Genomic DNA, 12,454 nt, shown 5'->3' on the forward strand with positions numbered 1-12,454 from the left:
TCTTTCATAAATTTTTTTAATCTAACTTCTGATGCATTGGACAATCAACTAAATAGCAAGTTTTATACATTTTTTCTAAATTTATTCTTTTATTTTGAGGCTTATAATTACTATTCATTATCTTTTTATATATCTCCAAAACCTTTTTTATTTCATTCTTTTCTTCTTCAATAAATTCACCAATCTCTTCTTCATTCCAGTATTTTTTGTCATAAATTTCTCCAATTTCAATCTTTTCAATATACTTGTTATGTTTTTGAATCAATTCTGACAATTTGCTTTCTGCTTTCTTAAAATTTCCTAATTTTTTTAAACTGTAAAAATAAAATGAAAAACGCATATTATAATAAAAATGTTCTTCCCAATCAAGTTCATCTATCTCCTTTTCAAAAACCAAGACACACCTATCGTATTCTTCACATAAATAATATAAGTCTATAAGTTCTTCAAATAAAATTTGCTCGTCATAATAATATTTCTCTGACGACACTTTCTCTAACAATTTATCCCAAATTGGCTCAGCCAATTTTTTATCATTAGTATAATGTAAGCACAGTGCCAATGCATATAAAATTCCTGCACTTTCAGGTTCCTTTTTATAACATTTCAATAACATTTCTTTCGCTTTTTCAAAATAACCACAATAAAACAAGGTTATCCCATAATTATAATCATCTTCTATTTCCTTCTCATCTGAAAATTTTTCCATTTTCTGAAAACATTCAAGTGCCTTTTTGTATTTTTTTCTTTTTAAATAATATTCTCCCAATACTTCCCATACAATCGCCGATTGTTTCCCCATTTCAATTAATTTTGTCAAATAATACTTACACTTTTTATCATCATAAGCATCTTTTTCATATAAATCAGCCAAATCCTGATAGATAATAGCCTTCTCATCATCATTTAAATCTTTTGAATATTTTGTCAAAAAATCTTCTAATACATTCACACTCTTCTTTCCATCTTGATATACCGTAAAATAGGCTATCGCTAATTGACACACTTTTTCTACATCTCTCGGATTTTCCAAAAGACATTTCTCTAAATAATCCTTATATTCAATAAATACATGCTTATAATTATCGTAACTATCATTTTTTTGTATTTCATCCTGAATATATCTTGCCCATTCTTTTTGTGTCTGTTTCATAATTTTATTCCTTTCGTATTTCTTCAATTACCAAATGTTGTGGACAATCCAGTAACCAACATTCATATTTCAAGTACATAAATATTTCCATCTTAGGCTTAAAATCTGTATTCAATATTTTTTCCAGCACTAAATTAATGTTTTTCAATTTCTGTTTTTCATCTTCTATCATTTCCAAAAGTTCTTCTTCCGTTGTATCTTTCCGATATTCTTCGTCAGTCTTTATTTCTTCAATATTTTGAAAAATCTCTTTTTCAGCTTCTTTCAATATTCTATCTATTTTCTCAAATTTATTCAATTGTTTCAAAGAATAAAGATACGGTGCCATATAATTTGCTTCTAAATTAAAATTAACATTCTCTGCATATTTACAATATTTTTCATAATTACTACATAAATAATATAAATCTTTTATATTACCATTATCAATGGTATTAAAACCTTCATACGTCAACCAATTCAAATATTTTTCATAATCTGTTTTCTCCAGCATTTCAAACTCTTTTATTTTTTCCAAAAGTTTTTCTATATTTTCAATATCTTTATTTCCTAAATAAATTTCACAAAGAATTCTGTAAAAATGATATTTAATGTTGTCTGAGTCCTCCATTAACAAATCATCTAAAATTTTTTCAGCCTTTTTATATTCTTTATTTTGAATTAAAATCAATGCATATCCATAACTATATTTCGTTTCATCACTCATTTTGCAGGCGATTTCTATATTTTCAAGAGATTTTTGATACATTTTAGTATGAAAACAAATAGCTGCAAGTCTGTAATAAATGTCTGCATTATTTGAATTAATTTTTATTGCTTTTTCAAGATAATCAATAGCCTTTTCTTCCATACATCCCATATCCTCACACAAATAAGCCAAATCAACATATATTCTAAACTTTTCATCTTCTGTCAAAATATCAAAATTCCTTTTCAAAAATGTTTCTAAAATTGCTATATCGTCGCATTTCCTGCTCAAATAGCAAACTCCCGCCAACTGACAAACAACCGAAACATCTTCAGGATTTTTCACAGTTTCCTTCAACAAGTATTTCCTATAATTTTCAAGTGCAACATCATATTCTGTTCTATCTTCATTTCCCATTTTTTCCCATATTTTATAAATATATTTTTTCATACCTTCATTCAATTTAACTTCAATATCCAATTTCATCTCCCAATTTTTATTTTAAACTTATTATAACACTTTTTTAAAAAACAAAAAAGGCTACAATTTTACTTGTAACCTGTCTTCTTTCACAATTTATTTATTCTATTTTTAAATTTCATAATGTGTCCACATACTAATGATATTTATTCTTTTCTCTTCTTCTATAACTTCATACACTAGCCTGTGCTGTTTATTAATTCTTCTTGAATAGTAACGTTTCAAATCTTTAGTTAAAATCTCATAGGACGGTGGTGTTTGAAAAGGATTTTTCTTTATAAGATTTATTAATTTTTCCACATTATTTTTTAATGCTGGAAATTGCTTTATTTTCTCTTTATCCTTATTCACTTTTTTCAAAATATAAATTTTGTACTCTTCTACCATTCAAAAACCTCGTAATCTTCATCAGAAGCCTTTTTTGCAACTTCAATTTTTTCTTTCATTGTTGGATCTGATAACAGGTATAGAGTTTCTAATAAACCATTATATTCAACTTCGCTAATGATAATAGCATTTCCTTTTTTAGTGTTCACATTGATAACATCATTATAGTCAATTGCCGACTCTAAATAAGAAAATAAATTTTTTCTCAAATTAGTTGCATTTGTATTTGTCATAAAAATCACTCCTTCCATCTATGTACATAATACAGTACATCATTATAAAAGTCAAGCAACTTTTTATAATTTCTATTTTCCCCTGCTTTTTATAATCTTATTCACATTATTAATAACTTCATAATCATCTTCTCTCAATTCCACATTTTTTCCAATTGGAATATACCACAAGAATTTTGAGAAATAATCTTTTAATTTTTTATCAGAAAAATCATATCCTGCTACTGCATAAGGATAACTTCTCATTATTTTCAAATCTTCATTGGTAAGTTCTTTTAATTCATCTGCTGTTAAATATTCCGCACTGTAAGCGGCTTTTGTTAAATCATCTCTGTATTTATAGCCTTTTTCCGTTTTTTCAGGAAAATAGTAATTACCGTTTAGATATGCTATTTCTGATAGGCTAAATTCATCTTCAGGACTAAAATTCTTTGTTTTAAAATGTAAATATCCTTTTTTTAATTTCGCATAGAGAACTTTATATTGTCCGTCTCTATCGTAATAATTTCTGTATCCGTAATCAATATTCCCTTCTCCAACTAATTTCCAGTCTATATATTTTCCATTCTTCATCTTTATTTCAGGTATTGCAATCAAAGCGCTTCCAGGCTCAACAATTACTTCAAAGTCATCCACTTTTTGATTTTTCCATTTTGAAATAGTAGACCAGACATAATTAAAGTCGTTATATCCGACACCTCCACTTCCATCGTAACGATAGCTATGCTCAATTACATTTTCTCCCTTTTTAAAGTTTGCTTTAAAATAATAAACATAGCTTCTTTTATAATAGTCGGCTTCCTCTTTTGCATTTTCTTCGTCATATTCCTTAAAATATTTTTTCACTTCTTCAAGTTTCTTTACATCCTTTGGAACAAAATCGGTTAATCTGTAAGAAACTGTATTTACACTTTTCCCATTTACAACAGTTCTAAAATTTTTAAAATGATTAACTTCATCCCATTCCTCATTTCCACCTTCAGGCGTAATAAACCCAATGTATTTCTCGCCAGCCTCAGGACTATCAAACACAAATCTTACAGTTACCGCCATTTCATTTACTGGTCCATACTCCCCCTTGACTTTTTCCAGCTTAAAATGAAGTTTCTCACTCTTTATAGCAATATTAGACACATTCATTGGAACAATATGTCCACCTTCCGAACCAAATTCCCAGTCATTTGCCAGTAAATTTGTACAAAAAATAAACATTAAGCAAAATAATAAAAATATTCTGATTTTTCTCATAGCAACCACTCCTATTTTTTATTAATTTTTTGTTTTTCATTATAAATTATACCTTGTATTAAATTTTAGTCAATATCTTTAATTCTTATTTTTAGAAAAATTAAAAGGACTAACTCCTGTTTTACACAGGAATCAATCCTTGTTAACCCATTAAATTACTTATCTAATTACAGATTTATCAATAACATAGACAAGTCAAAAATCTTAGGAGCAACTATAAATTTACTGCTTTAGAAATTTTTAAAAAATTTATTATGCTTCGCTTATTCTTTCCCCTTTAAAAACTTCTTCATTAAAAGTTCCCATTTCCTTGTCTACAACAGTTGAAACTACCATTGCACCGTTTACATTTATTGCTGTACGCCCCATATCTATTATTGAGTCAATTGGCAGCACTAAAGCTACTGGAGCAAAAGGCAATCCCATTCCACCTAGTACGACTGTTGCTGCAATGTAGGCTGTTCCCGGCACTCCTGCCATACCGAACGACCCTAATGAGATTACTGTTATAAGGCTTATTAGAAATACTGGAGTAATTGCAATGCCGTTCATATTGGCAATCATTATTGCTATTACTGCTGGAAATACTCCTGCACAACCATTCATTCCTATTGTTGTCCCTAGTGCCGCTGTAAAATTAGCAGTTGGTGAACTTACTCCTACTTCTTTTTCCAATGTTTCAATTGTTACAGGTAAAGTTCCCATGCTTGAAGTTGTTGTAAATGATAGAACTAACGGTGCTGTTACTTTCTTGTAATATCTTAGTGGATTTACACCGTGTATTGCAAGATTTAAAGATTGCATTATTACAACCAGTCCTAATGAAATAAACATTACAATCAGATATGTAACAAGATTTTTAAACACTTCAAGCCCATAAGAAGCTGTCAAATCAAACATCAATGCCGCAACTCCATACGGAATTATTTTTATTATTGTAATCGTAACGCTTGTCATTACTGAAAACAATGCTTCTGTTACGTCCTTCAAAGGTTTTATTTTCTCAGGATTTTTTAATCCAACTCGGTTTGTTGCAAATCCTAAAAACGCTGTAAATATTACTACTCCAATAACACTTGTTTCTGTCATAGCCTTAAAAATATTTGACGGTATAAACGAGACTACAACATCAACAAGGCCTTTATATTCCCCTTTTCCAGCCCATGCTTCCATTCCTTCAGGCAATTTCATTCCAACTCCCAGCTTAAATGTCATTGCAATTACAATTCCAATAATCGCCGAAATAGCCACAGTCGCTGTATAATAAACTACTGATTTTATGGTAAGTTTTTTCAAATTCTCATTATTTTTAGAATTAATTATCGAATTATAAACAGATAGCCCAACTAACGGAATAACTATCATTTTTAAAAGGCTCGTAAATCCTCTCCCTACTAACGAAGCTGCATTTGTTACATTCTTTATAACAACCTCATGCTCAGCCGCTCCCACTAATCCCAAAGTTGATTGAAATACAATTCCCGCAGCAAATCCCAATACTGTAGAAATTATTATCCTTGTAGAAAACTTAAATTTTTTCTTTAAATTCACATTTATATGAATCAATAAAAAAAATAGTAAAATCAAAATTACTATCCATATACTTGAAAACACTACCGCTGTCATTTTTCCTCCTAATTTTATTTAAAATTTATTCTTAAAATTTTCATATACAAATATTATCATTAATTTATTTTCATGTCAAGATATTTTTGTAATTAAATCATTTTTATAACAAATTTTATAAATTAAAAGTTTAATTTTAAAAAAATTGAAGTTTATTTCACAATTCTGCAATATTCATATTTATGATTTTTGTCCTGTGCTGTAATTGAACTCTTTTTAGTTTCGTTGCTTTTTTCCAGTGAACTAGAAGCATCAAAAATATTTTCCAAAGCATCTATAAATTCATCCATTGCTTCATCCTTATCATTTCCTACCATTTCAAAAGTTTTTACATCAGCACCTTTTAGCACTTTGTCATTACAATAAACGTTATTTCTATCTTTATAATAATTTTTACTAAATATTTTTACACTATCCTTATCTACATTCAATTTTACAACCTTATTTTTCGTCAAATCAAAAGGATCTTCAATTAACAGCTTAAATACTCCATCCTTATTTTTAAAAAATATTGCATACGCAACATTAGCATTTTTACTCATATACAGTGTCTGAAATTCAATTGGGCTTATGTTTTTTAATTTATGTTCTTTATAAAAAACATTGCTTTTATCTTTTTCAAAGAAATTATCCACTATTTGAAAAGTTTTTGCTTCTGCTCCTTCAATTTTATTTTTTTCAAAATAAATATTATTTTTATCCTTTGAAAAACCATTACCTATTAATTGAAAAGTTTTTACATCTATATTCTTAAATTTTTCATTATTGTAGTAAATGTTATTTTTGTCTTTTGAATATCCCTCTCCAATATTCTCAAAGCTCTCTTTATCAACATTTTCCAACTTTGAAATATTATATGCATCATCACTATCATAAAAAATTACTTCTGTGTCTCTATAAATACCATTCTTATCTTTTATATATCCATCACCAATATTTTCAAAACTTTCCCTGTCTATATTTCTCAATTTCGTTTTTCCAGAATAAATCCAGTTTTTATCTTTTCCAAAGCCTCCACCTAAATCTTCAAAAGTCCTTTTATCCACGTTATCAACTTTTTCTGCATACATTCCTTGCAAAACATAGATGCCATTTTTATTTCTAAAATAATCCATTTTACCCTTAGAATTCTCATAAAAAGTAACTTTTTTCATATCTACCGGTTCGCCACTATTTTCATACCGTACAGTCTGCCCATATAAATAAATATAATTTTTGTCTTTTCCAGTATCTTCATCCAATATTTCAAAACTATTTATATCTGCTTCCAAAATATCATATTCCTTATAATAAATAGTATCCTTATCTTTCGCAAAATTCTCATTCAAAATTTTAAAACTCTTTAAATCGGGATTTTTTACTAAATATTTTTCACTTTTTTCATCATCTATCCGCTTTACAACCAAAGTTTTATGATAATCCTCATTATAATAAATTTTACCATTTTCAATAATATATTCGGAAAATCCCGCATTTACTATTAAAATTAACAAACCTAATATTCTTAAAACAGTGCTTTTCATAAAGATCCTCCTTTTTTCAAATCCATCATTCCTTTAATTATCTCACAGAATAACAATCATAATATCCATGCTTGCTATCTTTCGCTGTTTCCACATCTGAATCATAAAATACTTTAAAACTCTTGACATCAGCTCCTTCCAAAATTTTTCCATTGCAAAAAACATTATTTTTATCCTTTGAATACAAATCGTCTATCAATGCAAAAGTCTTTGGATCCGCCTTTTCTACAACACTTAATTCGGATATTTCATTCAAAAAATACACCTTGTCCCTGTCTTTTAGGTAATAACTCACATCATAAACATTTCCCACAACTTCAAATCCATTAGATAAAACGTTTTCCAGTTTAATTCCCCTATAGTACACCCTATTCTTATCCGCAGAAAAGACAAAATCAATAATTTTAAAACTATTTTTATCCAGTCCTTTCAATTCATCAGCCTTCCCATTTGCAACATAATAAATTCCTGTTTTGTCTTTTACATATCTAAAATATTTTTTATTAACCACTTCAAATGTATTATAGTCAATATTCCTTAGTAAAATTAATTTCCCGTCAAATTCAAGAAAATTAATATTTCTTTCTAAAAAGTAAACATTTTTCCCATCTTTAATATAATATTCAGCTCCATCTTCCTTATTCGCAATTATTTCCATCTTACTGTTTTTCAAATTATCAATTTTCCAATAAAAATAATAAAGGGTATTCCCTGATTTTACCAAATAATTATTTATTCTCTCAATCGGCTTGCCTTCTAATTTTCCAATTTTCTCCCCTTCAAAATAGACATTATTCTCATCTTTTCCGTACCAAGTCCCTTCAATCCATTCAAACGTACCTGTCTTAGCCCCTTTTACAACTTTTCCATCATAATACACTTTCCCTTTATCTGTTACATATTGATTTTTAGGCTTTTCAGCAATACTTTCACTTTCATTTTGCTTTTTATTTTCCATTTTTGCATCTTTATCTCCATTCTTTACGCAAGCCACCATAATTACCATCATTGACAACATCATCATTTTTACAATATATTTTTTCATAAATGAAGCTCCTTTTAAAAATTTTTCTCTCAAATTGAATATCTGATACTATTTCCCATTTAAACAGCAGAAATCAAAAAATTCATGAAATTAAAGTTATTTTTTTACAAGATTATAATATTATCTAACTAAATTTTATCATTAAATATCAACCTTAAAGACTTTTATAGGTTTATTTACAAATATTATGTTTAATAATACTTTTTTCTATTTTTTAAATGGGATTTAAAAACATACTTTGATTTAATAAATTATATCACATTTTTCATTTAAAAAACAAAAATCACAGCTAAATTAATAGCCGTGATTCTAATAAATTTTATTCTATATTCAATACTTGTTTCAAGGTGTTTTGCAATAACTGAAAAAATTTAATTTTTTTATGTAAATTTATAATCAGTTCTGTTGTATCGGTTGTTAAGCAAAATTTCAAAAAAAAATAAGAGCCTAAAAAACTCTTATCACTAATATTTTATAGAAGATGATGGTGGGACTGGTGGGGATCGAACCCACAACCTACCGATTAAGAGTCGGTTGCTCTGACCAGTTGAGCTACAGTCCCATAAAAATTAAATTATAAAAACAATTCTATTCAACAGCTCTTAATTATAATACCACATTTTTTTCAATTTGTCAATTTAATAATTTCTTTTTTATACATCTCTTCACTTTTTATTTTAAAATTTTACTAAATTATACCATGTTTTAAAAAAAGAGTTATCCCAATCAAGAAACAACTCTGCATTTAATTTATTTACTTTCACAAGCTATACCATCTTTATCTCTGTCTAAATGTTTTGCATATCCTGGCTCGCCTTTTTTTATATTTTTGTAGCCTTTTGCACGTGCTTCCTTACAATTCTTGAAATACAATGTTTCCGAAAATGTATTTGCACTTACAAATACCAATGTCAATATCAAAAAAATTTTTTTCATTTTGGCTTCCTCCATTTTTTATATTTTTAAACCAAAATTAACCCTATAAAATCTATTTTTCTCAGTTTTTGATATTGGGATAGTCTATATCTCAATATGTGACTGGGCTGTAAACAGTGGTGTTTTAGTCCCCTTCAATATTGGGGTGGTCTATATCAATTAAGAAAAGAAATTTTAAACTTAACGTGGGTTTTAGTCCCCTTCAATATTGGGGTGGTCTATATCTCATCATATAATTGGAATAATATAGTTTTTTGAATTTTAATTGTCCCTCTATTCTTAAATTTTGATATAGATTACCCCTTTTCATATATTTTAAGTACAGTTTATCTATAAAAACAAGTATTTGTTTAATTTTAATGTTTGAAGTGTCTGATGCCAGTAAATACCATTGTCATTCCGTGTTCATCGGCAGCTTCGATTGACTCTTTGTCTCTAATTGAGCCACCTGGCTGTACTAATGCTTTGATACCGTATTTTGCAGCTTCATCTACACAGTCTCTGAATGGGAAAAATGCGTCTGATGCCAGAACTGCTCCTTCTAGTGAATCCAAGTCCCCTTTGGCGTGTTCAAGTGCGTGCTGAGTTGCCCAGATTCTGTTTGTCTGTCCTGTTCCAACTCCTGTTGCCGCTCCATCTTTTACGACCACAATTGCATTTGATTTTACGTGTTTTACGACTTTCATTCCAAGTTCCATGTCTTTTAATTCTTGCTCTATTGGCTGTTTTTTCGTTACAACTTCCATATTGTCAATCATTTTTTGATTTGTCTGCTGAACTAATATTCCACCGTCAACTTTTACATATTCCACTTTATCCTGCGGTTTTGCAACTTCGCATTTTATTACTCTCAAATTTTTCTTGGATTTTAATATTTCCAGAGCTTCATCAGTAAATGCCGGGGCAATTACGATTTCTAGGAAAATTTTGTTCAGTTCCTGTGCAGTTTTTGCATCAATTTCTCTATTAATTGCAACAATTCCACCAAAAATTGATACTGGATCACAATCATGGGCTTTCTTATAAGCTGTGAAAACATCATCTGCAACTGCCACACCACAAGGAGTCGAGTGTTTTACAGCACAGCAGGCAATTTCATCAAATTCATTTGCCACTTTCCAAGCAATATCCATATCCCTGATATTATTAAACGACAATTCTTTTCCATTTAACTGGACAAAATCCTTCATACTTCCATTTTCAGTAGTTGAAACGTAGTATGCAGACGATTGGTGAGGATTTTCGCCATATCTTAAATCAAATTTCTTTTCATACGAAACATTCAAATATTTTGGATATTCCTCTTCCAGCAAAAAGTTAGAAATAGCCGCATCGTAAGCTGATGTTAAGTTAAACACCTTCCCAGCCAATTTTTTTTTTGTTTCAAATGAAACTTCACCATTATTTTCAATTTCTTCCATAACTTTCTCATAGTCTTCTGTTTCGCAGATAACTGTAACGTCCTTGAATGATTTTGCAGCCGAACGAAGCATTGTAGGCCCGCCTATATCGATAAATTCGATTTTTTCATCAAAAGTCTTGTCTGTCTGAACTTCCCTGAAAAACGGATAAAGATTAACAACAACATAATCAATCGTCTCTATTCCTTCTTTTGCAATCGTATCCATATGCTCCTTATTGTCCCTAATCGCCAAAATTCCACCATGAATATTCGGATGCAACGTTTTCACCCTTCCATCCAGCATTTCTTTAAAATTAGTAACTTCTGAAACATCTATTACAGAAAGCCCATTTTCCTTCAAAAACTTGTAAGTCCCTCCAGTCGAAATAATTTCCACACCTTTTTGATTTAAAAACTGTGCAAATTCCAATATCCCAGTCTTATCAAAAACACTAATCAAAGCTCTTTTTTTCATTCGGCATCATTCCTCCAATATATTTTGTTAATTTATTTTATCACAAACCCTTGTATTTATCAAGGTTGTGTAATTATTAACTTTTTGAAAATTGTAAATTTAAAATTATTATACAATAATCTATAAAATTAACTACAATTTAATTCCCTTATAAGCAAAAAAAAAAAAAAAAAGAATAGTATAATTAAAAGGAAAATATAACTTTAAAACAAATAAGGAGGTTTTTTTATGGGATTTATTAATCCATTTCAAATTTACTCTAAAGGAGAGAACACTATTACAAATAATATTCTATTACTTCTATCAAACTTGTATAGAATAAATCCAAAAATTTATGAGTTGTTTATAAACAGTATTCTTCCAGAAAACATCAATTATGAAGTTATCCCTGTTTTTACACAGCAAAAATCACAAAAGGAAGGAGGAGTTATCGACGGACATATCCAGACAAAAGCAACAAAAATCATTATTGAAACCAAAATTACAGGATTAGACAATACAAAAAAACTTATTAATTACTGCAAAAATGAAAATTTAGCTGAAACAAATATATTAATTCACATAAGTGATTCTACCTTTGATGAAACTACCATAAAATCTATAAATCAAAGAATAGGAATTTATAATTTTAATTTTGTTTCAATAACTTTTTCCGAATTAATTTCTTCCCTTCAGGAAATTGCGGACGAATATCCTTTTAATGAAGAGCTATACCGTTTATCCAAAGATTTTTATTATTATTGTAGTTCAATGGGTCTAATAAAAAACGTATTTAGAATCGTTCCATGTAATAAAAGTTTTGAATTAAATAAAAAATATCGTTTATACTTCCAACCTGAATCCAGAGGATATTCAAACCATCAATTTACTGGAATATATACTGCAAAAGAAGTGAAATATATTGGAAAAGTAAATAAAGTTTTTTTGGCTGAGCTTACAGAAGAAGGAACATTAATTACTAAAAAAATTTTAGGCAATGCGGAAATTACTAACGAGGAAGAAAACAGAATCATCAATGCAATAAGGGAATTTCCAGAAATTTATGGCTATGGAGATATTTCAAAAAGACATATTTTCTTTTTATTTGACGATAATGATTTTTGTCCAACAAAATTTAAAAAAACTTCAAAATATGGTTTGCTAGGCTCTAGATTTTTTGACTTAAAAGCAGATTTGGAAATTGAAAATGTAGAGAAATTATCAACTTTAGAAATTGCAGAAAAATTAAATGATATTACTTGGTAAGAATGTATTTTAA

General features: G+C 28.6%; 11 protein-coding genes and 1 tRNA gene. 1 reads left to right on the forward strand and 11 read right to left on the reverse strand.

What is annotated here, in order from left to right; all coding sequences use genetic code 11:
- Positions 1 to 16 precede the first annotated feature (16 nt).
- From FVE77_RS07905 to purH, 11 genes are all read right to left on the reverse strand, one after another.
- On the reverse strand, positions 17 to 1,153 hold the full coding sequence (locus FVE77_RS07905; RefSeq protein WP_026746041.1) for a tetratricopeptide repeat protein: 1,137 nt from the start codon (positions 1,151 to 1,153) through the stop codon (positions 17 to 19).
- Between the two features lie 4 nt (positions 1,154 to 1,157).
- Positions 1,158 to 2,327, reverse strand: coding sequence for a tetratricopeptide repeat protein (locus FVE77_RS07910; protein WP_026746040.1), 1,170 nt, complete (start codon positions 2,325 to 2,327; stop codon positions 1,158 to 1,160).
- A gap of 105 nt (positions 2,328 to 2,432) precedes the next feature.
- Positions 2,433 to 2,708: a Txe/YoeB family addiction module toxin gene (locus FVE77_RS07915; protein WP_026746039.1), complete on the reverse strand. Its 276-nt coding sequence runs from the start codon at positions 2,706 to 2,708 to the stop codon at positions 2,433 to 2,435.
- Positions 2,702 to 2,941 carry a type II toxin-antitoxin system Phd/YefM family antitoxin gene (locus FVE77_RS07920; protein ID WP_026746038.1) on the reverse strand — a complete coding sequence of 80 codons (240 nt, stop codon included), beginning with the start codon at positions 2,939 to 2,941 and terminating at the stop codon, positions 2,702 to 2,704. The genes FVE77_RS07915 and FVE77_RS07920 overlap by 7 nt, the downstream gene beginning before the upstream one ends.
- A gap of 72 nt (positions 2,942 to 3,013) precedes the next feature.
- Entirely contained in the window at positions 3,014 to 4,189 is a 1,176-nt protein-coding gene (locus FVE77_RS07925; RefSeq protein ID WP_026746037.1) for a YARHG domain-containing protein, read from the reverse strand.
- A gap of 252 nt (positions 4,190 to 4,441) precedes the next feature.
- Entirely contained in the window at positions 4,442 to 5,815 is a 1,374-nt protein-coding gene (locus FVE77_RS07930) for a cation:dicarboxylate symporter family transporter (RefSeq protein ID WP_026746036.1), read from the reverse strand.
- A 152-nt stretch (positions 5,816 to 5,967) separates the two neighbouring features.
- Complete coding sequence (locus FVE77_RS07935) at positions 5,968 to 7,338, reverse strand: DKNYY domain-containing protein (RefSeq protein ID WP_026746035.1); 1,371 nt, start codon at positions 7,336 to 7,338, stop codon at positions 5,968 to 5,970.
- A 37-nt stretch (positions 7,339 to 7,375) separates the two neighbouring features.
- Positions 7,376 to 8,383 (reverse strand): DKNYY domain-containing protein, encoded by a 1,008-nt coding sequence (locus tag FVE77_RS07940; RefSeq protein ID WP_026746034.1) that lies wholly within the window; start codon positions 8,381 to 8,383, stop codon positions 7,376 to 7,378.
- A gap of 485 nt (positions 8,384 to 8,868) precedes the next feature.
- Positions 8,869 to 8,945 (reverse strand) — tRNA-Lys (locus tag FVE77_RS07945).
- A 188-nt stretch (positions 8,946 to 9,133) separates the two neighbouring features.
- Positions 9,134 to 9,319, reverse strand: a complete 186-nt coding sequence (locus FVE77_RS07950; protein WP_036088020.1) for an excalibur calcium-binding domain-containing protein — start codon at positions 9,317 to 9,319, stop codon at positions 9,134 to 9,136.
- A 356-nt stretch (positions 9,320 to 9,675) separates the two neighbouring features.
- Positions 9,676 to 11,196 (reverse strand): bifunctional phosphoribosylaminoimidazolecarboxamide formyltransferase/IMP cyclohydrolase, encoded by a 1,521-nt coding sequence (gene purH / locus FVE77_RS07955; protein WP_026746033.1) that lies wholly within the window; start codon positions 11,194 to 11,196, stop codon positions 9,676 to 9,678.
- Positions 11,197 to 11,424: 228 nt separating this feature from the next.
- Here purH and FVE77_RS07960 point away from each other — a divergent pair, with 228 nt between their 5' ends.
- Positions 11,425 to 12,441, forward strand: a complete 1,017-nt coding sequence (locus FVE77_RS07960; RefSeq protein WP_026746032.1) for a hypothetical protein — start codon at positions 11,425 to 11,427, stop codon at positions 12,439 to 12,441.
- The last annotated feature ends 13 nt before the right edge of the window (positions 12,442 to 12,454 follow it).

Source organism: Leptotrichia hofstadii (assembly GCF_007990525.1).
Classification (GTDB): Bacteria; Fusobacteriota; Fusobacteriia; order Fusobacteriales; family Leptotrichiaceae; genus Leptotrichia; species Leptotrichia hofstadii.

Excerpts from the sequence above, each read along its gene's own strand:
- FVE77_RS07905 (WP_026746041.1), bottom strand. The coding sequence starts at position 1,153 with ATGAAACAGACACAAAAAGAATGGGCAAGATATATTCAGGATGAAATA.
- FVE77_RS07910 (WP_026746040.1), bottom strand. The coding sequence starts at position 2,327 with ATGAAATTGGATATTGAAGTTAAATTGAATGAAGGTATGAAAAAATAT.
- FVE77_RS07915 (WP_026746039.1), bottom strand. The coding sequence starts at position 2,708 with ATGGTAGAAGAGTACAAAATTTATATTTTGAAAAAAGTGAATAAGGAT.
- FVE77_RS07920 (WP_026746038.1), bottom strand. The coding sequence starts at position 2,941 with ATGACAAATACAAATGCAACTAATTTGAGAAAAAATTTATTTTCTTAT.
- FVE77_RS07925 (WP_026746037.1), bottom strand. The coding sequence starts at position 4,189 with ATGAGAAAAATCAGAATATTTTTATTATTTTGCTTAATGTTTATTTTT.
- FVE77_RS07930 (WP_026746036.1), bottom strand. The coding sequence starts at position 5,815 with ATGACAGCGGTAGTGTTTTCAAGTATATGGATAGTAATTTTGATTTTA.
- FVE77_RS07935 (WP_026746035.1), bottom strand. The coding sequence starts at position 7,338 with ATGAAAAGCACTGTTTTAAGAATATTAGGTTTGTTAATTTTAATAGTA.
- FVE77_RS07940 (WP_026746034.1), bottom strand. The coding sequence starts at position 8,383 with ATGAAAAAATATATTGTAAAAATGATGATGTTGTCAATGATGGTAATT.
- FVE77_RS07950 (WP_036088020.1), bottom strand. The coding sequence starts at position 9,319 with ATGAAAAAAATTTTTTTGATATTGACATTGGTATTTGTAAGTGCAAAT.
- purH (WP_026746033.1), bottom strand. The coding sequence starts at position 11,196 with ATGAAAAAAAGAGCTTTGATTAGTGTTTTTGATAAGACTGGGATATTG.
- FVE77_RS07960 (WP_026746032.1), top strand. The coding sequence starts at position 11,425 with ATGGGATTTATTAATCCATTTCAAATTTACTCTAAAGGAGAGAACACT.